Source organism: Selenomonas sp. KH1T6 (assembly GCF_900108415.1).
GTDB classification, from domain to species: Bacteria; Bacillota; Negativicutes; order Selenomonadales; family Selenomonadaceae; genus Selenomonas_B; species Selenomonas_B ruminantium_A.
In genome coordinates this window covers 79,884-103,883 of sequence record NZ_FNWN01000005.1, presented here as the reverse complement: position 1 = coordinate 103,883, position 24,000 = coordinate 79,884, and the positions used below count along the sequence as shown (strand labels likewise).

General features: G+C 53.5%; 19 protein-coding genes. 2 read left to right on the top strand and 17 right to left on the bottom strand.

Annotated features, from left to right (window positions below):
* Nucleotides 1-26: 26 nt before the first annotated feature.
* The 15 genes from fliE to BLW59_RS04985 form a co-directional block, all read right to left on the bottom strand.
* Nucleotides 27-329, bottom strand: a complete 303-nt coding sequence (gene fliE, locus BLW59_RS05055) for a flagellar hook-basal body complex protein FliE (protein ID WP_029545673.1) — start codon at nucleotides 327-329, stop codon at nucleotides 27-29.
* Between the two features lie 36 nt (nucleotides 330-365).
* Complete coding sequence (gene flgC / locus BLW59_RS05050; protein ID WP_029545675.1) at nucleotides 366-812, bottom strand: flagellar basal body rod protein FlgC; 447 nt, start codon at nucleotides 810-812, stop codon at nucleotides 366-368.
* 26 nt (nucleotides 813-838) lie between these two features.
* Nucleotides 839-1,261 carry a flagellar basal body rod protein FlgB gene (gene flgB, locus BLW59_RS05045; protein WP_029545677.1) on the bottom strand — a complete coding sequence of 141 codons (423 nt, stop codon included), beginning with the start codon at nucleotides 1,259-1,261 and terminating at the stop codon, nucleotides 839-841.
* A 184-nt stretch (nucleotides 1,262-1,445) separates the two neighbouring features.
* Nucleotides 1,446-3,062 carry a DUF4127 family protein gene (locus BLW59_RS05040; RefSeq protein ID WP_074696809.1) on the bottom strand — a complete coding sequence of 539 codons (1,617 nt, stop codon included), beginning with the start codon at nucleotides 3,060-3,062 and terminating at the stop codon, nucleotides 1,446-1,448.
* A gap of 28 nt (nucleotides 3,063-3,090) precedes the next feature.
* Entirely contained in the window at nucleotides 3,091-3,804 is a 714-nt protein-coding gene (locus BLW59_RS05035) for a hypothetical protein (RefSeq protein ID WP_074696719.1), read from the bottom strand.
* Nucleotides 3,804-4,499 carry a DUF2225 domain-containing protein gene (locus tag BLW59_RS05030; RefSeq protein ID WP_029545683.1) on the bottom strand — a complete coding sequence of 232 codons (696 nt, stop codon included), beginning with the start codon at nucleotides 4,497-4,499 and terminating at the stop codon, nucleotides 3,804-3,806. Before BLW59_RS05030 ends, BLW59_RS05035 begins: the two co-directional genes overlap by 1 nt.
* Before the next feature lie 130 nt (nucleotides 4,500-4,629).
* On the bottom strand, nucleotides 4,630-8,085 hold the full coding sequence (gene malQ / locus BLW59_RS05025) for a 4-alpha-glucanotransferase (RefSeq protein ID WP_074696717.1): 3,456 nt from the start codon (nucleotides 8,083-8,085) through the stop codon (nucleotides 4,630-4,632).
* A 94-nt stretch (nucleotides 8,086-8,179) separates the two neighbouring features.
* The gene (gene glgA, locus BLW59_RS05020; protein ID WP_029545687.1) at nucleotides 8,180-9,640 is read right to left on the bottom strand and encodes a glycogen synthase GlgA; all 1,461 of its coding nucleotides are present in this window, start codon (nucleotides 9,638-9,640) and stop codon (nucleotides 8,180-8,182) included.
* Between the two features lie 49 nt (nucleotides 9,641-9,689).
* Nucleotides 9,690-11,723 (bottom strand): 1,4-alpha-glucan branching protein GlgB, encoded by a 2,034-nt coding sequence (gene glgB, locus BLW59_RS05015; RefSeq protein WP_081348394.1) that lies wholly within the window; start codon nucleotides 11,721-11,723, stop codon nucleotides 9,690-9,692.
* A gap of 37 nt (nucleotides 11,724-11,760) precedes the next feature.
* Nucleotides 11,761-14,235 carry a glycogen/starch/alpha-glucan phosphorylase gene (locus BLW59_RS05010; protein WP_081348393.1) on the bottom strand — a complete coding sequence of 825 codons (2,475 nt, stop codon included), beginning with the start codon at nucleotides 14,233-14,235 and terminating at the stop codon, nucleotides 11,761-11,763.
* A 209-nt stretch (nucleotides 14,236-14,444) separates the two neighbouring features.
* Nucleotides 14,445-15,554 carry a glucose-1-phosphate adenylyltransferase subunit GlgD gene (gene glgD / locus BLW59_RS05005; RefSeq protein WP_074696713.1) on the bottom strand — a complete coding sequence of 370 codons (1,110 nt, stop codon included), beginning with the start codon at nucleotides 15,552-15,554 and terminating at the stop codon, nucleotides 14,445-14,447.
* Nucleotides 15,555-15,597: 43 nt separating this feature from the next.
* The gene (locus BLW59_RS05000) at nucleotides 15,598-16,752 is read right to left on the bottom strand and encodes a glucose-1-phosphate adenylyltransferase (RefSeq protein ID WP_029545694.1); all 1,155 of its coding nucleotides are present in this window, start codon (nucleotides 16,750-16,752) and stop codon (nucleotides 15,598-15,600) included.
* Nucleotides 16,753-17,099: 347 nt separating this feature from the next.
* Nucleotides 17,100-17,438 carry a hypothetical protein gene (locus BLW59_RS04995; RefSeq protein WP_029545696.1) on the bottom strand — a complete coding sequence of 113 codons (339 nt, stop codon included), beginning with the start codon at nucleotides 17,436-17,438 and terminating at the stop codon, nucleotides 17,100-17,102.
* Nucleotides 17,438-18,040, bottom strand: a complete 603-nt coding sequence (locus BLW59_RS04990; RefSeq protein WP_074696711.1) for a peptidoglycan recognition family protein — start codon at nucleotides 18,038-18,040, stop codon at nucleotides 17,438-17,440. The genes BLW59_RS04995 and BLW59_RS04990 overlap by 1 nt, the downstream gene beginning before the upstream one ends.
* A gap of 149 nt (nucleotides 18,041-18,189) precedes the next feature.
* The gene (locus tag BLW59_RS04985; protein WP_318258336.1) at nucleotides 18,190-19,899 is read right to left on the bottom strand and encodes an ABC transporter ATP-binding protein/permease; all 1,710 of its coding nucleotides are present in this window, start codon (nucleotides 19,897-19,899) and stop codon (nucleotides 18,190-18,192) included.
* 77 nt (nucleotides 19,900-19,976) lie between these two features.
* Between BLW59_RS04985 and BLW59_RS04980 the strand changes: the two genes are divergently transcribed.
* Nucleotides 19,977-20,663, top strand: coding sequence for a hypothetical protein (locus BLW59_RS04980; protein ID WP_074696707.1), 687 nt, complete (start codon nucleotides 19,977-19,979; stop codon nucleotides 20,661-20,663).
* Between the two features lie 66 nt (nucleotides 20,664-20,729).
* Here BLW59_RS04980 and BLW59_RS04975 read toward each other — a convergent pair whose 3' ends face one another.
* Nucleotides 20,730-22,106, bottom strand: a complete 1,377-nt coding sequence (locus BLW59_RS04975; RefSeq protein WP_074696705.1) for an amino acid permease — start codon at nucleotides 22,104-22,106, stop codon at nucleotides 20,730-20,732.
* Nucleotides 22,107-22,337: 231 nt separating this feature from the next.
* On the opposite strand from BLW59_RS04975, the gene BLW59_RS04970 reads away from it, so the two are divergent.
* Nucleotides 22,338-22,982, top strand: a complete 645-nt coding sequence (locus tag BLW59_RS04970; protein WP_074696703.1) for a YigZ family protein — start codon at nucleotides 22,338-22,340, stop codon at nucleotides 22,980-22,982.
* 106 nt (nucleotides 22,983-23,088) lie between these two features.
* On the opposite strand, the gene BLW59_RS04965 is transcribed toward BLW59_RS04970, so the two are convergent.
* Nucleotides 23,089-23,901, bottom strand: coding sequence for an amino acid ABC transporter substrate-binding protein (locus BLW59_RS04965; protein WP_074696701.1), 813 nt, complete (start codon nucleotides 23,899-23,901; stop codon nucleotides 23,089-23,091).
* Between the last annotated feature and the right edge of the window lie 99 nt (nucleotides 23,902-24,000).

Here is a 24,000-nt window from a genome sequence, read left to right as displayed (position 1 = left end):
CGTCATCATTTAAGCCCTATACAAGGTCAAACCTGCATGCGCATGATTTCCTGATAGGCCTGCGTAGCCTTGTTGCGCAGCTGAAGGGTCAGCTGCAGGGCAAGCTCGGCCTTTTGGGCCGCTACTACGACTTGCGATATATCCTCTGCTCTGCCAGCGGCCAGAAGGGCGTTCTGGCGGTCGGATTCTATTTGCAGATTGTTTACCTCTTTCAAGGCCCCCTTCAGGTATTCGGCAAAGCTCTTCACTTCCTCAGGCTTTTCCATTTCCCCTAAATGGCTGGTGGCGTGCATGCTCACCGGTGTCATCTGCAAAGGCTCTATTTCCATAACTATCCCCTCCCCCTTCGGACCTTAGGAACTCTGTTATTTGCTCATATCCAGGGCCTTGCTGTACATGGACTTGGCAGCGTTGATACTGGTAGTATTAGCTTCATAGGCCCGGGAGGCGGTAATCATGTCCACCATCTCCGCCACCACGTTCACATTGGGCCTTTCCACATACCCCTCAGCATTGGCATCCGGGTGGCCGGGGTCATACACCAGGGGTCCCTGTTCATTATCCTCCCTGATCATCACGGCCCTGACGCCTTCGCCGGCTTTCAGCTTGTCCATTGACCTTTCCAGGAAATCATTGAAGGTCTTCTTCCCCGTCCCCCGGGGCTCAAAGACCACGAAGCGGCGGTGGTAAGCTCCTCCCCGCTCCGTCCTGGTGGTGTTGGCATTGGCGATATTGTTGGAAATCACATCCATGCGCAGCCGCTCGGCGGTGAGGCCGGAGGCTGCCGTATCTATCCCCAGGAACATGCTCATGATAGTACCTCTTGCTTTCTTACAGCTTAGTTCTGCCCGCTGGTAATGACGTTCTTCATCTTGGTGACAAAACCTCCCAGCTGGGTTGCCATGGCATTGTAATACAGCTGGTTCTTGGCCATGTTGGCCATTTCCACATCGATGTCCACATTGTTGTGGTCCACTCTCATAGTGGTGGTATCATCGCGCTCTATGACAGGCTGCGCTGCCCCCCGCATAGGAATGGGCAGGTGACGGTCATGGGTGCGGACTATATCCAGCTTTCCCTGCTCGTCGTCAAGATGAAGCTCCTTGGCCAGCAGCTCCTCAAAACGCACATAGCTGCGCTTGAACTTAGGCGTATTGACGTTGGCTATATTGTCGCTGATTACCTCATGCCTCATGGTCGCTGCCTGCATCCCCCGGGACAGGTAGTTCATATTGGGGGAATTGGTGATCTGTTCCAGCATGACAAGCTTCACTTCCTCTCATCTTAGCGCATAAGTGCCCCCATGTATAGACTTCTAAGGATTTATTTTCTACACGATGCCCTTTTATCCTGCCCAAGGCAAGATTTTTTTCCTGTTGATATTTGATTTATCCCTTTTTTGTAAAAAAATAAGGCCATTCTCAAAGAGAACAACCTTAATTCCGTCAATGTTTCAGATAATCCATAGGATAAAGTTCTTTGGCGTGGACGACATCTGCCTCAAACATGCGGTTCCAGGGGAAGCGCACCTCAATCTCCCTGAGGGATTCAAAGGGAGGAAAATTGCTATCCACAAAGCGCTGCATCATGCGGGCGGACCTTTCAGATACTGCCTGGCGCTTGCTGTCCAAACTGCCGTAGACCCCGTCACCCCGCAGCCAGGTGAGCTGGCGGGCAATGGTATTCCTGACATTGGCCTGATAAGCCCAATCATCCAGATAACGGGTCAGCAACAGGTCAGTCACCGCATCTTCCTTCATGTACTTCACCAGCATGCCCTCGCCGATGACAAAGCCTGAGCTGTTGGTAGGAGTGTTCCAGCCTCCATAAGCCTTGATCTTGAAGAGCATATCCTTCTTCCTGAGATTCTCCATAAGGGCGTTGTCAGAGCCGTTGGCATAGGCCACATCAGCTATGGCTACCGGATATCCCTTGCCCACATAGTCACTCACCAGGTCCATGAAGTAGTCAGTGCCCTCCCGGGAACTGCCGTCATTGCTGCGCCAGTTGGCCTCATAAGTCTTGCCATTGGGATTGGTATTGACCACCAGCACCAGGTCAGCTTTCTCCGGGGAACTCACCTGCAAGCCGCCGCTTGCGTTGATGGCAGAATCAATGGAAGCCCCCATGGTTTCGTCAGAATAGGCTGGGATGGTCTTTGCCCCACGGCCCCAGTTGTACCGGACGTAAACAAAGGGAACTTCACGCCTGATGTCATTTACCGCCCGGGCCATGAGCAGCATGCCTATCTCATCAATGCCTGCCATGGCCTGGAACTTCGACCCGTCCAGCTTTCCGGCAGCAGCCAGCAGATGACGGCTTTCCAGATGAGTCTGGGATAAGGGGGCGTTATCATCCCTGCCCAGGACCCAATAATTGAAGGTGTTGTTGCCCGCCAGTTTCATCAGGCTTTCATTGGCAGCGTAATTCTTCTTCCGGCGTCCCAGCCAGTCCTGAAGGTCTTTTTTGGGTATCAGCCGCTCCAGGAATGACACTTCCTTGCGTTCCCGGGAAGTAAGGCCCTCCGTTTCTTCCTTGTCCTTCAGCCCCGTATACCTGAAGATGTCAGCCCCATAACGCCTGTAATAATCCGGTTCCTCATGACCTGAGGCCTCACCATTCCGGGGAGTGCGCATGACGGAACTGAAGACATAGAGCTGCATATTGGGATGATTCGCGCGGAATTCCCTGAAGCGTCTGACTCTGGCCTCCACCTCTGCCTGGGAGTAATTATGCTTGCGGGAGCCCACCAGGCTGCCGTAAAGCATGGCATCGGAGGAAATCACCGCCGCATCTGCTTCCTCGGAATTTTCCTCCAGCCACTTCCAGAGCACTTCCGGATTACCCAGATTGGTGCGATTCCCCAGCTTCTCATCCGGAGGAACCACCACCTGATAGCCAATTTTTTCCACCACTTCCGCCGTCTGCTTGTTGGAAATGGGGCGATTGTCGTGGGGCACATAGATGATCTTGGGCACGGGATTTTGTACTTTCTTCCGCGCCTCGCCTGCCAAAGGCATCAGAAGGAAGGCAACGCCCACCAGCGTTGCCACTGCCTTCATGAAATTTTTCCCTGCTGTATTTCTCATTTTACTTCCCATCATTTCCTGCCTTTATCTCCTCCCCTTTGCCTTTGAGAAGACCCTTCAGGTCATCCTTCACATCATCCGGTATATGCAGTTCCGTCTGGAACTCTATGCCGTTTTCCTTGGGAGTGGCACCTTTTATTTCAATCATATCCAGCAGCCTGTGGCCGTGGAAGCGGGTCTGGCCAAAAGTAGAAGCAGCCAGCACCTGACCGCAGTCCACCTTCACATCATTGTGGCGGATGTCCACAGGCAGATTGTCAAAGGTATCTGCCTTCCCCACCATGCGCTCCACCATGGACAGGGAAACCCGGGAGAAAATCCAGGACATGAGGCCATGGCCCGGCAGCTTCTTCTGCTTGACCTGGTAGACCATATAGGTCTTATCCCCCTGATGAACGAACTCCTTTATCTTTCCGGAGAGCTTCAGTTCTCCCTTCGAAGTGGAAGCCTCGATATCAAGCTTCCCATCATCATGGGAATGAAGAGACAAGCTTTCCAGTCCCTGCTGAGGCTTCTTTTGCAATCCCTGCATGAGGGCTTCATTGATGACCTCATCAGGCACGAAGAGCTTGCCCTCGCTGATTTCCTTCAGACTTTCCCTGGACCAGGTGCCGCGCACCACCTTGAGGGCGGGGCCGTAATCCTGCACCTTTTCCCTGAGTTCTCCCCAATCAATCTTCTGAACCTGCTCCACCCAGGCTGCTGGTAAATCCATTAACTGCCTTCCTCCTTGCTCTCCTTCTTGGCAGCCCGCACATCCTCCCAGAGGTTGCGGGTCTTGTCGTAAAGTTTCGGGTCATTAGACCTGATGTTATTGTCTCCGATAATCCTTGAAAGATACTGGGTTGATTTCTCAATCTCGCCCATGCGGTAATAAATGGCTCCAATGAGGTACATGCAAAGACCGTCTGACATGCCATTCAGAGGATACATTTCCGTAGTGAGGGACTTGTCGTAAAGTTCCGCCGCCCGCCCCAGCATTTCTACCTCGTTCTCACGTTCGCCGGCATCGCGGTAGATCCAGGCCAGCATGAGATAGAGGCCTGCCCGGCGATTCAGGGAAGCCTCCAGCATTTCCGCGTAGAAGATACCCAGCTTGAAGGAAGCCACCGCCTCGGCCTTGCCCCGTTCCTCCATGAATTCCAGCGCCATCCTCTTGTTGGCCAGGAACTCAGCTATCTTTTCCTTGTGCTTGGCAGGCATATTGCCCACAAAGATTTTTTCCTCAGCCGCAAAGCCGCAGTGCTCACAGAACCAGATTTTGTAATAGTAGGGATTGAAGTCTCTATAGTGGACGCACATATCCTCATCAGTGCTGAGGGTAATGAGCCGTGCCTTGGTCTTGGAAACCCGGGTCATCTTGCCACAGATAGGGCATTTTTTCTCCACCACAAAGGTATATTCGCTCATCAAAAGAACCTCCCATCTATTAAATTTTCACCGCCATAATAGCATACCACATATTCATGAAAAATTGAATTAGAGAGCATTAGAGGATTGCTGCTGGCAGCAATCCTCTATCCCTCAAGCCCGGAGCCTGTCAACGCTCATAGCGCACACAGAGTTCTTTGAGCCTTTCTACATCAACTTCCATCAGATAGCCTGGCTTCAGGCACCACTTCCAGTTGAAGCCCACCGTGCCAGGCGTGTTCATGCGGTTGCGCTCATCAAGTCCCAGCAGGTCCTGCATGGGCACCATGGCCAGGCGGGCATCGCTGGCGTAGGCAAACTCCACCAGGCGCTCGCAGATTTCCCTGGGCCTGTCAGGACGTGCCTCCAGAAGGTATGCCACGGCGACTTTCATGGCATCATCAATATCATGGTTGTACCAGCCCACGGTGGTGTTATTGTCGTGGGTGCCGGTGTAGACAATGCTGTTCTCCGGAGCCACAAAGCCAAAGCGGCCCATTTCACCGAAGTGCAGGGTGAAGTGCAGCACCTTCATGCCCGGGAAGTCGCAGGCATCACGCAGGGCCTCCACCTCATCAGTGATAATGCCCAAATCCTCTGCCACGATAGGCATATGGCCCAGGCTGTTTTTGATTTCATCAAAGAAGGGCTTGCAAGGTCCCTTCACCCAACGGCCATTGATGGCAGTTTCCGCCTTGCCATCCACCTCCCAGTATGACTCAAAGCCACGGAAGTGGTCGATGCGCACGATATCCACCAGCCCGTAAAGCTTCCTGAAGCGCTTCTTCCACCAGTCATAATTCTCAGCTTCCATGGCCTGCCAGTTATACTGGGGGTTGCCCCAGAGCTGGCCTGTGGCGCTGAAGTAATCAGGCGGTACTCCCGCCACGGTCTTGGCCGTGCCATCGGGATTCAGGTCAAAGAGCTTCTGGTTGGCCCAGGCATCAGCACTGTCATGGGAAATGAAGATGGGCATATCTCCCATGATGGAGACGCCGTGGTCACGGGCGTAATCATGGAGCTTCTGCCACTGGGTATGGAAAATATACTGCAGGAACTTCTCGTAGCCCACAGTCTCGTGAAGTTTTCCGGCTATGACCTTCATAGCCTGCTTGTCCCTGTGTTTCAGTGTCTTGGGCCAATCAATCCAGGCCGCTCCCTTCTGGTCCTTCTTGATGGCCATGAAGAGGGCATAATCATCCAGCCAGTAGGCCTCCCTCTGGCAGAAAGCTTCATACTCCCCGTCCTTGGCTGCTTCCTTGGCAAACTTGGCATAGGCTTTCTTCAGGCACTTGGCCTTGAAAGCCTGCACCCGCTCAAAGTCCACGAAGGAACTTCCTCCGGCATAAGGTAGCTTGGCCTCGCTGGCGGTAATCCACTTTTTCTCAATGAGCTCGTCGATGTCAATCAGCAAGGGATTGCCTGCAAAAGCCGAGGGTGACTGGTAGGGTGAATAACCAAAGCCCACAGGCCCCAGCGGCAGTATCTGCCAGACAGTCTGGCCTGCTTCATGCAGGAAGTCGATAAACTTGTAAGCCTCCTTGCCAAAATCACCGATGCCATACTTGGACGGCAGGCAGGTGGGATGCAGGAGCACGCCGGCCTGGCGGGGATACTTCCTGACAGGCTTGACCGCTTTGAGCACCAGCGGCTTCAGATCCTGCAGCTTCAGGTGGAGACGTCCCCGCACCACGGTATAGCGCTCCCTGCGTTCCGACAGCACATCCTCCAGTTCCCCGGACACGAAATCGCTGACATCGATATCTATGTGCTCCCACTCTGCATTGCGGTTGAAGGCGATGATGAAGACGCCATCCTCTGCCGGTGCCCCGAACACATCCTTGCCTCCCCGTATGACCCGGGTATAAGCAATGACGTTGCCGGAAGCGTAAAGAGGCAGGATCATCCCTGTCTGCAAAACCTGATTCTCATTGCGCAGCTTGATGAGCTTCCTGTAGAAGTCCTGTATCTCCTCATCTCCCCCGCTCCACTTGTAGGGACGGCGGTTGTAGGGATCCTTGAACCCCTCCATGCCTATCTCATCCCCGTAGTAGATGCAGGGCACCCCGGGATAGGTCATCTGCCAGGCAGCTGCCATGAGGAGCCGTGCCTTGCCCAGGGAATAGTGGACATGATCCATTTTGGCCCGGGACTGCTCGACGGCAGGCATACCGTCATAGTAAGGAGCTTCGCCCAGATAGGTGATGGCCCTGTGCACATCATGGCTGCCAATGAGGTTCATCATGGCGTATAGATTTTCCCTGGGGTAATTCTCAATCATGCTGGTAAGCCTGCGAAGCGCCAGATTTCCGTCCACCCGCCCCATCAGGAAATCGAAGATGATTTCCCGGAAGGGATAGTTCATGGCAGAATCCATTTCCTGACCGCAGAGGTATTCCCTGGGCACCCCATAGGCTACCTTGTGGGAGCAATCCTCCCAGACCTCGCCAATCATCACGGCCTCAGGATTTGTTTTCTTGAGCTCCGCATAGAAGCTCTGGGAGAAAGGCTCCGGCAGCTCGTCGATGACATCAAGGCGCCAGCCCATTACCCCTTCCTTCATCCAGTGATGGAGCACACTGTCCTTGCCTGTGATAATGAAGTCCATATAGGAAGGCGTGGTTTCCTGCACATTGGGCAGGGTATTGAAATCCCACCAGCTGTCATACTCATGGGGCCAGTTGCGGAAGCAGAACCAGTCATAATAGGGCGAATCCTTGGACTGATAAGCCCCCACTGTATCGTATTCACCCTTGCGGTTGAAATAACGACTGTTGCTGCCCGTATGGCTGAAAACACCGTCAATGATGATGCGGATGCCCTTCTCTTTGGCAGCCTCGATGAGATGCCTGAAATCCTCGTTGGTGCCGAGAATCGGATCTACCTTATGATAGTCGCCAGTATCATAGTGATGATTGCTCTCCGACTCAAAGACCGGGTTCATGTAAATGACGGAAATCCCCAGTTCCTTCAGGTAGTCAAGCTTCTCCTCTATGCCCTTGAAATTCCCGCCGAAGAAATCATAGGCCACGATTTCCTTTGTATCCGGATCCTTGTAGTAACATGGCTCGTCTTCCCAGTTGGCATGGTATACCGCCCCCTTCTTGGGGATTAGCTTGTCCCCGTGGCGGTGGAAGCGGTCCGGAAAAATCTGGTACATGACACTGTGCTTGAACCAGTCCGGCGTCTTTGCCCCTTTGTTATAAACCGTGATCTGATAGGAGTAGGGCACCGTGTCATAGACGTCCCCCTTGCCCCCCAGCATCTCCGGATTGTTGCCATAGTAACAGGTACCCTGTGAGGTATTGATAATGAAATAATACCAGAGGAGACAGCCCTTTTCGGGCATTTCCAGCTCTGTGCTGTAGAAATGATCCGCCGAACCCTCTGCATGGTTTTTGTCCTGCAAAGTGACCAGAGTCTCTCCCTTGCGCTCCTGCCACAGGCGCAGCAGCACCTGCTTGATGGCAAGCTCCGTATGTATCCTTATCCCCAGCTTCACCTTGGAACCGGCTTCCGCCGCCCCGATGGTTGAACGATAATAGACGTTATGGGAATTATGCTCGACATTATGCCTATCCAGCATTCTCTCACCCTCCCTTATCTTATCCAGACCTCTGCCAGGTACCTTTATGCGAAAAAGGGCGGCCTGCAGACCGCCCCGTATTTCACTGATTCACTTACTCCGTCTTGCCCCCGGGAGCTTCCTTGGCCAGCAGCTTCTCATAGAGCTGCTTGTATTCCCTGGCCGACTCTGCCCAGCTGTAGTCGGAAGTCATGGCGTTGTTCACGATCTGGCGCCATTCCCCAGGATTCTCATAAGCTGAGAGTGCACGTTTAAGTGAATACATCATTTCATGGGCGTTGTAATCCGAGAAGACAAAACCGTTGCCCTGCTTGGTATATTTATCATAAGGCACTACGGTATCCTTGAGACCGCCCGTTTCACGAACCACCGGAATAGCGCCATAGCGCAGGGCTATGAGCTGGCCAATGCCGCAAGGCTCGTAGTTGGAAGGCATGAGGAAGATATCAGCTGCCGCATAGATGCGCTGAGCCAGCTGGTTGGAGAAATAAATGTTCACGGAAACCTTGTTGGGATAGCGCCATGCCAGCCCCTTGAACCAGTCCTCGTAAACCTTGTCGCCAGTACCCAGAAGCACGAACTGGATATCCTCATGCAGGAGTATCTCATCCATCATGCGCACGATGAGATCCATGCCCTTGGCAGCCACCAGGCGGGAAACAAGTGCTACCATGGGCACCTGACGCTTGTTGGGCAGGCCCAAGAGATTCTGGAGCTCCGTCTTGTTGTCAGCCTTGCGGGAAGGATCCTCCACATCGTAAGTCTCAAAGAGATTCTTGTCCGTGCGGGGATTGTAAGTATCATAGTCAAGGCCATTGACGATGCCAAAGAGGTCATCCTTGCGGCTGCGCAGCAGGCCGTCCAGATGCTCGCCAAAATAGCCGTACTGGATTTCCTGGGCATAAGTCTTGCTGACGGTGGAAATGAAGTCGGAATAAATGATGCCGCCCTTCATGAAGTTCACCGCATCGTAGAACTCCAGGTCGCCATTGTTGAAATACTTCCAGTCCAGCGCCAGCACATCGGCCATGACATCCTTGGGGAAGACACCCTGATACTTCAGGTTGTGGATAGTGTAGAGGGTGCGAATCCTCTCATAGCGCTCATCATCCTTATGCTCCAGCTTCAGGAACACGCTGATAAGGCCTGCGTGCCAGTCATTGCTGTGGATGATGTCCGGCCAGAAATCCATGGCAGGCAGGAGGCAGAGCACCGCACGGCAGAAGAAGGAGAACCTTTCTGCATCATCATCGTATCCATAGAAGCCTTCCCGGTTGTAGTATTCCTCATTATCCACAAAATAATAGGTAACACCCTCGTATTCCAGCTTCTCCAGGCCCACGAACTTCGTGCGCCAGGCCACGTTTATCTCGCCATCATAGACATGTTCCATCTTGGAGCGGTATTCCTCGGGGATTTTGCCAAACTTGGGCATAATGACCCGGACATCAACTCCCTCCAGGCGCAGAGCCTTGGGAAGGGAACCTGCCACATCAGCCAATCCGCCGGTTTTAGCAAAAGGCACCGCTTCCGATGCTACATACAGTACATTCATGCCTTGTGTCCTCCTTTTATGGTAAACCTTGGTATAATTTATTTTTTCATCAAGCACTCTTTATCTTCTTGCCGCCGCTTTCTTTCCGGGCAGCTTCGGTGGAAACCTTGACGGCTTCCTTATCTTCCCGTCCCTTCACTTCTGTGACCCGCTCTATTTCCGGAGCTATGTAGCCCGCTCCGGCCTGGCCCTTGACCCTGAGGAAAATCGCAGCCAAAGGCGGCAGAGTCAAAGTGATGGACTGCTCACGTCCGTGCCAGGGCACATCCTCTGTCTGAAGGTCACCGGCATTTCTCACACCGCTGCCTCCATACCCCTTGTCATCGGAGTTGAATACCTCTACATAAATTCCCTTGGAAGGCACCCCCACCCGGTAACTCTCACGGAGTTCAGGGGTGAAATTGCAGAGCACGATAATGAAGTCGTTGCTATCCTTGGCCTTGCGGATAAAGGAAATGACGCTGTTCTCATTGTCATCGCAGTCAATCCACTTGAAGCCTTCCCAATCAAAGTCCACCTGCCAGAGTGCCTTGGTATCACAGTAGAACTTGTTGAGGGTCCTGGAATAAGTCTGCATGGCTTCGTGCATGGGATACTTCTGCACCAGATGCCAGTCCAATTCCTCATCATAGTTCCATTCGATGAACTGGCCGAACTCGCCCCCCATGAAGAGCAGCTTCTTGCCGGGGTGGGCAATCCAGTAGCCAAAGAAAACTCTGAGGCCCGCAAACTTCTGCCAGTAATCCCCGGGCATCTTGGAAATCAGCGAGCACTTGCCATGCACAACCTCATCATGGGACAGGGGCAGCACGAAATTCTCCGAAAAGGCATACATGAAGGAAAAAGTCACCTTGTCATGGTTCCACTTGCGGTAGATAGGGTCCAGACTGACATACCTGAGCATATCGTTCATCCAGCCCATGTTCCACTTGTAGTTGAAGCCCATGCCTCCCATGTAGACAGGCTTGGAAATATTTGGCCAGGCCGTGGACTCCTCAGCAATCATGAGGGCCTGGGGGTGATATTTGAAGATGGCTTCATTGAGCTTCTTCAAAAAATCCATGGCTTCAAGATTGCCGGTGTCTCCGTACTTATTGGGCTGCCATTCCCCTTCCTTCCTGCCGTAGTCCAGATAGAGCATATTGGCCACCGCGTCTATGCGCAGGCCGTCAATATGGAATTCCTCAAACCAGAACATGGCATTGGAAATCAGGAAGCTCTGTACCTCCGTGCGGCCGTAGTCAAAATTGGTAGTGCCCCACTCCCAGTTCTCAGCCAGCTGTTCATTGTCAGACTCGTAGAGATTCATGCCATCAAAGTGCCTGAGTCCCTGCTCGTCCTTGCAGAAATGGCCGGGCACCCAGTCCATGATGATGCCGATGCCATGCTGGTGGGCCTTGTCCACCAGGTACCGGAAATCATCAGGTGTGCCATAGCGGCTGGTCACCGCATAGTAACCTGTGGCCTGATAGCCCCAGGAGCCGTCAAAAGGATGCTCGCAAAGGGGCATGAACTCAATGTGTGTATAGTGCATATCGCGCACATACTCAATGAGCTCATCTGCCATCTCCCGGTAGGAGAGGTACTCCCCGTCCTCCCGGCGCCGCCAGGAACCGGCGTGAACCTCATAGGTCAGCATGGGGCGGCTGTAAGAAGACTCATTTTTCTTCTGCTCCTGCCACTCCCCATCCTGCCAGTCGTAGTGGCTCATATCATACAGGCGGGAAGCTGTCCGGGGTTTCTTTTCCGCATAGAAGCCGTAGGGGTCGGCCTTCATGATATGAGGTCCCCCCCACTGCGGCTCTATGGCGTACTTGTAAATGCCGCCTTCAGACAGCCCTGCTATGAAGACTTGCCAGATTTCCCCGTCCCCCACTTTTTCCATGTGGTTCACCCGGGTATCCCAGCCGTTGAAATCCCCCACCACACTGACTGATTTGGCATGGGGAGCCCAGAGGGCAAAGCGCACTCCGGCCTTCCCCTCCCGGGTCTCAAAGTGAGCCCCCAGCATCTCATAAGCATGATAGTTGGTTCCCTGATGGAACAGGTACAGGTCAAACTCGCTGAGTTCGGAAGTCTTCACGGATAATCCCCCTTGTATGGACCGGCTAACCTTGGCATCAGTTGATCATGCAGGGCTTCACGCGCCAGATTTCATTGGCGTACTCGTCAATGGTGCGGTCAGAGGAGAACCTGCCGGAGTTGGCGATATTCACCGCCGAGGACTTCAGCCAGTCAAAGCGCTGCTCATAGCGGCGCATAGCTTCCTCATGTGCCTCGCTGTAGGCGCAGAAATCCTTCATGATGAAGAATTCATCATTGCTGTGCAGGATATAGTCATAGAGGGAACGGAAGTCGCCATACCTGCCGTCCACCAGCTGATTCATGACATTGCGCACAGTTTCATTGTGGTTGAACTCATCCCAGGCGGAATAGCTGCCGTTGGCATAGTAAGCCAGCACTTCCTCAGCCCTGAGGCCGAAGAGGATGAAGTGGTCATCACCGCCCACCGCTTCGCGGATTTCCACGTTGGCCCCGTCCAGGGTGCCCAAGGTAACAGCGCCATTCATCATGAACTTCATGTTGCCTGTGCCGGAAGCTTCCTTGGAAGCCGTAGAGATCTGCTCGCTGATCTCGGCAGCAGGATAGACAATCTCGCCCAAAGACACGCCGAAATTCTCAATAAAGGCCACCTTCAGCCTGTCGCGGGTAACAGGGTCGTTGTTGATCCTTGCCCCTACGGCGTTGATGAGCCTGATGGTTTCCTTGGCAATGAAGTAGCCGGGAGCCGCCTTGCCGCCAAAGAAATAGGTGGTGGGCACCATATCATAGGTGGTGTCATTCTTCAAGCGCTCATACTGATACATGATATGCAGGATATTCATGAGCTGGCGCTTGTAAGAATGGATGCGCTTCACCTGGATATCGAAAATGGAATTGGGATCCAGGATCAGGCCGTTGTTGTGCTCTTTGATGTAGTCAGCCAGCCTCTTCTTCCTGATGGTCTTGATATCCCCCAGCTTGGTGAGGAAAGGCTTGTCCTCCACATAGTCGTTCAAAAGGTCCAACTGCTCCGGATAACGGTGCCAGCGACGGCTGCCGATGGTCTCATCTATGAGGTCAGACAGCTCCGGATTTGCCCCCATCAGCCAGCGGCGGTGGGTGATGCCGTTGGTCTTGTTGTTGAACATGCGGGGATAGAGCTCATAGAAATCGCGCAGAGTGGTGTTCTGGAGAATCATGGAGTGGATCTCCGCCACGCCGTTGACGCTGTGGGAGCCGATGATGGCAAGTCTTGCCATGTGCACCATACCACCCTCGATGATGGAGATAGCCCGGACCTTGTTGTCATCGCCGGGATAGCGCTTGCGCACGAAGTTCAGATGGCGATGGTTGATCTCCTCGATGATCATGTAGATGCGGGGCAACAGTTCCTTGAACATATCCACCGGCCAGGTTTCCAGCGCTTCGGGCAGGATAGTGTGGTTGGTGTAAGCCACGGTGTTCCGCACCATTGCCCAGGCTTCATCCCATTCCATCTTCTCCTCATCCACAAAGATGCGCATGAGTTCTGCCACAATGAGAGCCGGATGGGTATCATTGATATGCAGGGCGATCTTCTGGGGGAAGTTGCTGAGAGCCGAACCCGTTTTCTTATAGTGGCGGACAATGCTCTGCACCCCTGCAGACACCAGGAAGTACTCCTGGATCAGGCGACGCTGGCGGCCTTCATAGCTGCTGTCATCCGGATACAGATAGCGGGTTATATTCTCTACGAAATGCCTGTACTGCTCCTTCTGCTGCAGCTGTTCATGGGTGATGAAGCCGTAATCTGAGAAGTCGCGGTTTACTTCTGCGTTCCAGAGGCGCAGGTTGTTCACCGTATTGTTATGGTAGCCTACCACAGGAACATCATAGGGCACAGCCATGACCGTGGTGGGGTTCTCATACACCAGCTCCAGCTCGCCATTGCCCAGGTCCTTCATATAGGCATTGCCGAAGAACTTCACATCGATAGCCTTATCAGCCTTGCGGTACTCCCAGGCAAAGCCGTTCTTCAGCCAGTTGTCAGGAATCTCTGCCTGCTGGCCGTCAATTATCTTCTGCTCGAAAAGGCCGAACTGATAGTGCAGGCTGCAGCCGTGGCCTGCCAGGCGGTGAGCTGCCATGGAATCTATGAAGCAGGCCGCCAGACGCCCGAGGCCGCCATTGCCCAGACCTGCATCCGGCTCTTCTTCGTAAATCTCAGAAAGCTCCAGCTTGAAATCGTCCTGGAGCACCTCCTGCACCGCCTCCTCAATACCCAGATTGATGAGGTTGGACTTCAGGAGACGGCCCAGCAGGAACTCGATGGAGAAGTAATAAACCTGCTTTTCCTGACGCTCGTCATAAGTGCGATTGGTCTTGATCCAGTTGTCGGAAATGTACTGCTTGGCAACAGAGGCCACAGTCTGGTAAATCTCATTCTTGGTCAGATCATGGAGCTCACGCCCCCACATGATGTGCACCGTGGTTATGAAACGCGTCTTGAGCTCGTTCTTCAGCTTTTCATAAGCCTTATCCTTGACCTTATTGCCTTTCTTTTCCTTTGCCAACAAAAACACTCTCCTTCGGTGTAACTAAAACCAGGCCATATTCATCCTCTGGGAAAGCCTCGTGCGAAATTTCGCACAGCTTGAGTGCGTGAAAAAGCCCATCAGCCGCTTTCCGGCTTGCTGGACTTTCACTGCACAATATAAAGAGCCGTCATAAAGGGCCCCGCCAAAAGCAGGCTGGAACCTCTTTACAACGGCTTGCCTTATCTTTAGATAACTACATTCTTGGTGACGATGAGGGGATAATTGGGGGCTCCCTTGAGCCACTTGTCCTTGGTGATGACCACATTCTTGTCGCAGATGACATTCTCGATAAGAGAACCTTCCTGAATGTCGCATTTCTGCATGATGATGGAATTCTTGATCTTCACGCCCTTGGCAATCTTGACGCCGCGGAAGATGATGGAGTTCTCCACCTCGCCGCGAATCTCGCAGCCATTGGCAATGAGGGAATTCTTCACATCAGCGCTCTCCTTGTACTGGACAGGCACTTCATCCTTCACCTTGGTGTAGATGGAATTGCGGCCCATAAAGAGCTCTTCCCAGTTCTCCGGCTCCAGGAGGTCCATATTGGCCTTGTAGAAAGCCGTGGTGGAATCCACATGAGCTACATAGCCATCATGCTCGCAGGCATAGATGTTGTACTCGGAAGCCCTGCGGATAAGGCCATCCATCATGAGGTCCTGGCCGCCATGTTCGAAGGTATAGCGCACCATCTCGGCGAAAATGCGCTTCTCCATGAGGTAGACGCTCATGGCCACCTTGGAGCCGTCATAGACAGCCTGCTTCTCAGAGATATCCTCCACCAGGCCGTTCTCCGCCGTCTCAATGACCACGTTGCGGCCCGGGGTCTCATGGGTGGAAGTATAGTAAACCATGGTGATGTCAGCATCCGTATTCTGATGGAAACGGAGGAGCTGGCTGAAGTCAACATTGTAAACAAAACTGCCGCTGGTCAGAAGCACATACTTCTGGGAGCTGTGTTCAAAGAAATCCAGATTGTGGTAAAAGTTCTTGAGATCGCCTTTGCGTGTTGCTATTGCTTCATCATGTGGGGCAGGGAGATAAAATAGTCCATCATGGCGGCGGGCCAGATCCCAATCCTTGCCGGACCTCAGATGGTCAAGCACGGAGCGGGGCTTATCCGGCAACATGACACCGACATTCTGGATGCCGGAGTTCACCATGCTGGAAAGCGTGAAATCAATCAAGCGGTAACGACCTGCAAAAGGCAATGACTCAACAGCACGACGGTCTGTAAGTTCGCGAATCAGCTTGTTCTCTTCCTGAAGATTGATAATCCCCATTACTGTTTTCAATTTTTATTCACTCCGATCTCATGGTCTTCCTGTGTGAGAAGGCTCAGCCTGCCTGCTTGCCGCTGGCAGCTGCCTCAACCGTCTCGCCCTCAGCCACAACCGTGATGGCACCCAGCTCGCCCGTGACCTTTGCACCTTCGGCAATCTCACAGTTCTGAGCCACAATGGCGTAATCCACCACAGCGCCGTCCTTGATGACGGTGGAGGGCATGATGACAGAATTGGTGACCTTGGCTCCCTTGCCAATGCGGACTCCGGGGAAGATGATTGAGTTCTCCACCTCGCCCAGAATCATGGAGCCTTCGCTTACCATAGCCTTCTTGATCTTGGCATCCTTGCCGATATAATGAGGCGGGAAGGGCTGGTTGGAAGAATAAATCTTCCAGTCGCCATTGAGCTCAAACGGTGGCTTGTCCTGCAGAAGGTCCATATTAGCCTGCCAGAGGCTCTCAATGGTTCCCACATCCTTCCAGTAGCCATCAAAAGCGTACGAATAGAGACGGCCCTTGTCGGCGAGCATCTTCGGAATGATGTTCTTGCCGAAGTCATGAGCGGAAGTCTCATCCTTGGCATCTTCTTCAAGGTACTTCTTGAGGTAGCTCTTGTTGAAGATGTAGATGCCCATGGAAGCAAGGTTGCTCTTGGGCTTAGCCGGCTTCTCCTCGAATTCGAGGATGCGGCCGGACTTGTCCGTGTTCATAATGCCGAAGCGGGGAGCCTCATCCCAAGGAACCTCGAAGACACCGATAGTGGCTTCTGCCTTGTTCATCTTATGGGATTCCAGCATCCAGGAATAATCCATGGTGTAAATGTGGTCACCGGACAGAATGAGCACATACTCAGGATCTGCCAGGTCAATGAAGTTCAGGTTCTGGTAGATGGCATCTGCCGTACCCTGATACCAGTCTGCTCCCTTTTCGCGGGCATAGGGAGGCAGGATGAAGATGCCGCCGTCACTCTTATCCAGGTCCCAGGCACTGCCGGAAGCCAGGTAGTTGTGCAGCTCCAGCGGACGGTACTGAGTCAGCACGCCCACCTTATCGATTCCCGAGTTAGCACAGTTGCTCAGCGGAAAATCGATAATACGATATTTGCCGCCAAAAGGCACGGCCGGCTTGGCGATTTTCTTCGTCAAAGCCCCCAGGCGGCTGCCCTGGCCGCCTGCTAGAATCATTGCTAAGCATTCTGTCTTTCTCATAAAAAATCCCCCTTGGATATCTTGTGACGACTGGCTCCCCATTTTGACCAATTCGCCTTTATACTTCTATAATAACAGAAAACTCTCTGTTAGTATACATAATTTACACAACTAAAGCATTGTATACAGTATTTAATTTTAAATTGTAATCCTTTTGCGTATATCAGCCGATAATCCAAGGTTTTCCTTAGCCCTAAATTACGAGATAACAGCTTTACTGCATAAATACTTATTCTAGCTTCGGCAGGAATCTCCTGCCTTCTGAAGAAATTTTTTCGCATTTTTTTCCATTCTGCCACTATCAAACAACTGATTGGAAAAAAAGCTATTTTTTGACAATTATGCCATCAAAGAAATATCCATATCAGGATTCCCCAGCCCAGTGCCAGACTGAATCCCTTCAAAAAGTTGGCAAGAAAAGTTCCCCGCTTCCCTCCCAGGCCCCTGGCCAGAGGATGGAGCAAATAAAGCAATACCGCCAGAGAAAAAAGAAAGAGCTGCAAGTCCTCCGACCAGAGGGCATAGCAGGCAGCCGCAGCCGCAAGAAAAGTGCCTGCTCCTTTTCCGATGGAAAACCTGCCTTTTTCCTGCTTGTCCCCTTCCTCCCTGTCATGCCAGAGAGCCCGGGAGACATGCTCGCCAAACTCGTCCTTTTCATCCTCATGGGCAAACCATCTGTAGCGCATCAGGAAGCACCTCCAAAGTACACCTTCCTGGCCTCTGCAATTAGCTCCGGCAGCTGCCTGTAAAGGTTCCTGCCCGGACAAGCGGTAGAATTGAAATCCCGGTGACCGAAGATGGTATCTCCTCCCGGCTCCAGGCCGTAATTCTTGCAGAGGGCCGCCAACAGCTTCGCAGCCGAATCAAGCTGCGCCGCCTCTGGCTCCGCTTCCTCAAAATTGCCTACTATATTCACCCCCACTGTATGCCAGTTCTCCCCGTAGCAATGGGCTCCCACCGTATCCCGGGGGCGTCCCTGCTCAATGGTTCCATCCTTGCGAATCAGATAATGGTAGCCTATGCCGGACCATCCCTGAGCCTGATGCCACCCATGCACTGTAGCGGCAGAAACATCCTTGTCAGTGTTGCCGATATGGTGAATGACTATGGCATCTGTCTGCTCGCGATTCTCCAGCGAACCGAATTGCAGATAGGTTGGCTTGATGCGAAGCCCCAGCCATGGGTTCCTGGCCTGCCAGGCAGCTTCCACGCTTCCCATGGCCCCTGGCAGCAATAGGCCGCCCAGGGTGAAAAATGTAATGTTTTTCAGGAATTCTCTACGCTTCATTATCAACCGCCTATCAACGAACAGATATATTATAGGCAAAATCAAGCAAAAAATCTAGTGAAAAAAGTCATATTCTTGACGTTTTTTCCGAAAGAATTTCTATGTGCGTATAAACTTTTTCTAATTTATTCTTTTGCCCCTCTCCCCTTTCAAATAGGAGAAAGCTGCCAGCCTCCCCTGCCGTCCAGCAGGAGTTTTTCCTCATGCTGCCTGAGCAAAGTGGAGCGGTGGCCTACGCTCATTATGCCCAAATCGGGCAGCTCATCTTTCAAAAGGTCATACATTTCCTGCTCCCTGTCCTCGTCAAGAGCAGAAGTAGCCTCGTCAAGGAAGACCCACAGGGGCTTTGCCAGGAGCACCCGGGCAAAGGCCAGCCGCTGCTGCTCACCCAGAGAGAGTATGCGGCTCCAGTCATCTGTCTCCCCAAGTTTTCCAGCCAGCGCAGCAAGGCCCACCTTCTCCAGCACCCGCTGCAGCGTATCCCTGTCAGCCGTCACTTCCCCAGGGTAAGAAAGAGCCTGTTCCAGGCTGCCCAGGGGCAGATAGGGACGCTGGGGCAGGAAAAGCACCTTATCCGCAGGCAGGGAAAGCGCCCCTGTACCATAGGGCCAGATGCCCGCCAGGGTGCGCAGGAGAGTGCTCTTGCCGCAGCCGGAGCTGCCCATGACCAACACCCGGCTGCCGGCAGCAAAGTCCGCCCCCAGCTCCTGCACCAGCTGCCTGCCATCCGGCAGGGCCACCGTCAGCTCTTTGAGAGCCAGCATCTCTCCGCCGCTTTCCTGGCGCCTGACACCGTTCTCCACCGCCGCCACTTCTTCCATGTGGCGGCTGAAGGTACCCAGACGGCGAATGACCGCCGCCAACTGTGCGATGCTGTCATAAGAGGTGACAAAATAGGAAAGGGCATCCTGCACACGGCCAAAAGCAGACAAAGTCTGCATGAAGCCGCCCAAAGCGATGGTACCTGCAAAATACTGGGGAGCCGCCATCACAATGGGCACGATGATGGCCAGCTGGGCATAGCCGTTGATGTAAAAGTTCAACAGCTTCGTCTGGCGCATGAGCTGCCAGAAATTGCCGATGACCTTGCCAAACCTCTCCCGGAACCCCGCCCCCTCGGGAGTTTCCCCACGGTAGAAAGCAATGCTCTCGCTGTTTTCCCGCACTCTCATCATGTTGAAGCGGAAGTCTGCCTCATAGCGCTGCTGGTCAAAATCCAGGCCGATGAGCTTCCTGCCCACCAGATGAGCAGCCCCGGTGCCCAAAACAGAATATATCAGGGAGAACCAGAACATATAGCCATAGATGACGAACTCATGCCCGCCAAAGGGTACCGTGAGGGCTCCGGAAAGGTTCCAGAGCACCACCGAGAAAGCCCCCAGAGTGGTGAGTTCCTTCAAGAGGTCCACGAAGAGCTGCAGGGAAAGGCTGACAAACTGATTGATATCCTCGCTGATTCGCTGGTCAGGGTTGTCCGTGTCACTGCCCAGCACCTGCAGGCGGTAGTAGGACTGGTCTGCCAGCCAGGCGGTGAGATACCTGTCCGTCATCCAGCTGCGCCACTTGATCTGCAGCATCTGCCTGATGTAAATAGCGTACACCGCAATGATGATGTAGAGCATAGCCAGGCCGGTAAACTGCCCCACCAGCGGCAGGAAACTATCCTCATCATAGCCCTGCAGGGCATTGTAGAAGGTGTTGTACCAGTCGTTGAGCAGCACCAGCAGATACACGGCGGCCAGGTTCAGGGCAATGACCACCCCCAGAAGCCCTATAGCCTTCCACTTCTCCTCCGACTTCCAGTACCCCCGGCACAAATGCCAGAAGGTCTTGAAATAGCTGATTTTTTCCCTAGCCACGAACATCCACTCCTTACCCTTTTCCCGCCTTTATGATAGAATATCTATTGTAACATCTATCCTCCAAGGAGGTTTTTATGATTATCTACTCTTTAGGGGCCATTGCCCTTGTACTTCTTTTCATCTTATACAAGAAAACCCGCAGCCGCAAGGCCTTCTACGGCTTCACCCTTACCATCGGACTGGCAGGAGCCATTGCCTACTTCGCCTGGCCTGCCGCCCAATCTCCCCAGGAGGGCATCACTGACGAGCAGCGCTATGCCGTCATGCAGGAGCAGCAAGTCTTTGCCGCCTGGTACGAAGACTACCAGAAGGACCTCAACGAGCTGGACCGGAACTGGCAGTGGTACCACCACATCCTGGAAAGCTTCAAAGAAGACAACATCAGCCTGCAAACCACCTACGCCCTCCTGAAGCAGCTGGAGCTGGACAGCAACCAGCTGAAAGAGCGCATGGCTGCCCGCAAGGTGCCCCTGGAGCTTTCCGACTACACCTACGACCAGACAGCCCAGCTCCTGTCCAAGACAAATGACTACATAGGAGCTCAATGCCGTGCCATCTCACTCACCCGGGCCGCAGCTGACCCTGCCCTGATGCCCGCTGCCGAGCAGCCTCAGCAGAGCCAGCTCCTGCAGACGGTGATGATACGTGAATCCCCGGTGAAGCTCTTCATCGCCGATGAAATCGAAGCCATCAGGCACCAGCTGGAACTGCCCAAAGAAAAGACTCCCCTGCCAGAAGAAACTGCCCAGCCTTCCCCTTGAAGGAAAATCAAAAAACTGCCGGTCCGTGCCCCAACGAGCACAGGCCGGCAGTTTTCTTCATCTCATTTATCTTGCCATGGCCGCACGCCGTGCCCTCAAACGGGCTCTCAGGCGATACCAGGCCATAGGCAGCAGTAGCATGGGCACACCGGCGTAAAGGGCTTCACGCAAATCGGGGGTGAAGGCCATCACCGCCAGGCAGAAAACCTGGGCCCAGATGCCGAAATAGGTCACATAGGGGAACAGGGGCATTTTATACGCCAGCTTCTCCACCTCTCCTGCTGCCTCCAGCGCCCTGCGGCGCCTGAGCTGGCTCCAGCAGATGGAAATCCAGGCAATGGCTCCCGTGAAGCCCGACACTGCCAAGAGATAAGTGTAGAGAGCGGAATCGGGATTGAAAGCGTACAGGAGGATTACCAGCCAGCAGGTGCAGATGGAAAGCACGATGGCATGGGAAGGCATCCCCTTCCTGCTGATATGGGACAGGGACTTGGGTGCCATATCCATCTTGCCCAGGGCGTACAGGGCGCGGGCGGCCCCGTACAGACCGGAATTGGAGCAGGAAATGGCAGCCGTGAGTATTACCATGGCAAAGAGAGCCGCAAAGCCGTTCAGCCCGTACTCAGACATGGCCGCCGCAAAGACGCTTTCCTCCAGGGTTGCCTTATCCCAGGGCAGGATGCTGATCAGCAGGGTAATGGGAATGATATAGAGGGCAATGATGCGCCAGGTCACATTCCGCACCGCAATGGGAATGCTCTTTTCAGGACGTTCGCACTCCCCGGCTGCCAAGCCGATGATTTCCGTACCCTGGAAGTTCACCAGGATAATCACCATGGTCATGACGATAGCCCAGTAGCCATTAGGGGCAAAACCGCCGCTGCCCAAAAGCACCAGTGAGCCGATATAACCCTGGTCGCCAATCAGCCCCAGGCAGATAAGGCCTGCCACAATGCTGAACGCCACCAATGCCACTATCTTGATGAGGGAAAGCCAGAATTCGCTTTCACCGAACTTGTCCACATGAAAGAGGTTCACGGCAGTAACAATCAAACCAAAGAGTACCGCCCACCAGAGCTGACTGATCTGAGGCAGGAAATTCTCCATGATGATGCCCGCCGCAATCATCTCCGAAGGGACGTAGGAAACCCAGGTAAGCCAGTAAGCCCAGCCCACCCCACAGGCCCAGGTTGGGGAAATATTGTCCCGGGCGTAGTTTACGAAGGAACCGGAAATGGGTTTTTCCACTGCCAGCTCCGCCAGGCACAGCATGACGCACAGCACGATGAGCCCTCCCAAAAGATAGGCAAGTATCGCTGCCGGGCCAGCCTGCTCCAGCACATACCCTGTGCCGAGGAAGTAACCGCTGCCGATGACTCCCCCCAGGGAAATCAGCTGCAGATGGCGGTTCTTCAGCCCTCTGTTCATTTTCGACTCGTTCATGGCCTCATTAACACAACCTTTCCAGCCCCGCTGCTGTAATGCGTCTTGCATACCAGAAAATCCTGGTCATCCGCGGGACTTAAAATAGCAATTGACTGCTTCCCTAAAGAATACTACAAACAGCTTCCAAATACTATAGTTTTGAAAAATTTTATCGCTGCATTTTTCTGTGGCAAAAATTGTTCCCATGGGGTATGATACCAATATACTTTCCCAGAACAGGAGGCCTATATGGAAACTTACCGCACCATTGAAGAAACAGACGAGAGCCTTGAGACTCTCTATGAGATACAGAAATCAAAATTCATCACCCACCTGCGCCATGTGGACAGCGAAGAAGAGGCCCGGGACTTCATCCAGGCCATGAAGAAGCGCTACTATGACGCCCGGCACAACTGCTCCGCCTATATCCTGGGGGAGCGGGGGGACAAGCAGAAGTCAAACGATGACGGCGAACCCGGAGGCACTGCGGGGGCCCCCATACTGGAAGCCATCAAGCAGAATGGCCTCACGGACCTTGTGGTGGTGGTCACCCGCTACTTCGGCGGCATCAAGCTGGGAGCAGGAGGGCTGATCCGCGCCTACAGCCATGCTGCCGTCCTGGGACTGGAAGCCGCCACCAAGCTGGAGATAACTCCCTTCCAGGAAATCAACGTGACCCTGAGCTACGACCTGCTGGCCACCGTCGAGAATTACCTGAGGAAAGAATCAATCCGCACTGGCGAGACGGAATATGCAGAGAACGTGACCATCCCCCTGCTGCTCTCCCCCGGCGAAGTCGAACAGCGCCTGACCGAACTCACCGACCTGACCTCCGCCAGATTCACGCACAAAAAAGGCAGGCTCATAAGCCTGCCTATCAAGATACCAAAGTAAGCGAGTGGCCGATGTTGTGCCAAAAGCGCAGCGTGTGAAAAATTGCGAAGCAATTTTTCAAGCGAAGCGTTGGCATGACATCGGCCACCCGCGTCTTTTCATGGCCTTACTTAGTTATGTTCTTCCCGAACCACTTCTCGGAAATCTTGCCCATGGTGCCGTCGGCCTTCATATCATTCAAGACCTTCTGCACCTCATCCCTGAGCGCCTGGTTGTCCTTGGCAAAGCCAATGCCGAAGGTGCTCACGGGGCCCACAGCCACATCCACGGCGTCAATCTTGTCAGCGTGCTTGCTCATGTAGTAGCGGCCCACAATCTCGTCGCCCACTACGGCATCAATGCGGCCGTTCTCCAAATCCATGAAAGCGGAAACAAAGTCGGAATACTTCTTGACTTCCTTCACGTCCTTCTTGAAAAACTCGTTGCCGTCCATGTATTCCTCGGAGGTGCTGGCGCTCTGGGTGCCTACCACCTTGCCAGCCAGGCTCTTCTCATCCTTGATGGAGGTCTCCCCCTTCTTCACGAAGATAATCTGGCGGTTGTCCATATAGGGGTCGGAGAAAAGCATATTCTCCTTGCGCTTCTCGGTGATATCCAGGCCGTTCCAGAGCACATCCACCCGGCCGCTCTTGAGCTCGGCCTCCTTGCTGGACCAGTCAATGGCCTTGAACTCCACCTCCCGGCCCAGGCGCTTGGCAGCCTCCTTTGCCAGATCAATATCAAAACCAGTGATCTGCCCGTCCTCGCCCTTGAAGCCCATGGGCGGGAAATTGTCATCGAGGCCCACCACAATAGCCTTGCCGGCGCTGGAAGAACCAGCCCCCGACGAACCAGAAGTTGCCTGCTGCTGGCTGCCACAGCCAGCCAGTCCCATCATCATCACCGCAAGGCCTGCGGCCAGTAATCTCTGCCATTTCATAAGTATCGCTCCCATCTCTTTGCTTTATCACATTAAAGTATTAATATAAACGTATTATACCTAAGGGTTGTAAAGTTGTCAAGAGTGAATGCAAAAAGC

Bases quoted from the DNA above. Each gene is read 5' to 3' on its own strand.
- BLW59_RS05035 (WP_074696719.1), bottom strand. From the start codon at position 3,804: ATGGATTTACCAGCAGCCTGGGTGGAGCAGGTTCAGAAGATTGATTGG.
- BLW59_RS04980 (WP_074696707.1), top strand. From the start codon at position 19,977: ATGATTATCTACTCTTTAGGGGCCATTGCCCTTGTACTTCTTTTCATC.
- flgC (WP_029545675.1), bottom strand. From the start codon at position 812: ATGAGCATGTTCCTGGGGATAGATACGGCAGCCTCCGGCCTCACCGCC.
- BLW59_RS04995 (WP_029545696.1), bottom strand. From the start codon at position 17,438: ATGCGCTACAGATGGTTTGCCCATGAGGATGAAAAGGACGAGTTTGGC.
- flgB (WP_029545677.1), bottom strand. From the start codon at position 1,261: ATGCTGGAACAGATCACCAATTCCCCCAATATGAACTACCTGTCCCGG.
- BLW59_RS05030 (WP_029545683.1), bottom strand. From the start codon at position 4,499: ATGAGCGAATATACCTTTGTGGTGGAGAAAAAATGCCCTATCTGTGGC.
- fliE (WP_029545673.1), bottom strand. From the start codon at position 329: ATGGAAATAGAGCCTTTGCAGATGACACCGGTGAGCATGCACGCCACC.
- BLW59_RS05000 (WP_029545694.1), bottom strand. From the start codon at position 16,752: ATGAGAAAGACAGAATGCTTAGCAATGATTCTAGCAGGCGGCCAGGGC.
- BLW59_RS04965 (WP_074696701.1), bottom strand. From the start codon at position 23,901: ATGAAATGGCAGAGATTACTGGCCGCAGGCCTTGCGGTGATGATGATG.
- BLW59_RS04975 (WP_074696705.1), bottom strand. From the start codon at position 22,106: ATGAACGAGTCGAAAATGAACAGAGGGCTGAAGAACCGCCATCTGCAG.
- BLW59_RS04990 (WP_074696711.1), bottom strand. From the start codon at position 18,040: ATGAAGCGTAGAGAATTCCTGAAAAACATTACATTTTTCACCCTGGGC.
- glgA (WP_029545687.1), bottom strand. From the start codon at position 9,640: ATGAATGTACTGTATGTAGCATCGGAAGCGGTGCCTTTTGCTAAAACC.
- malQ (WP_074696717.1), bottom strand. From the start codon at position 8,085: ATGCTGGATAGGCATAATGTCGAGCATAATTCCCATAACGTCTATTAT.
- BLW59_RS05040 (WP_074696809.1), bottom strand. From the start codon at position 3,062: ATGAAGGCAGTGGCAACGCTGGTGGGCGTTGCCTTCCTTCTGATGCCT.
- BLW59_RS04970 (WP_074696703.1), top strand. From the start codon at position 22,338: ATGGAAACTTACCGCACCATTGAAGAAACAGACGAGAGCCTTGAGACT.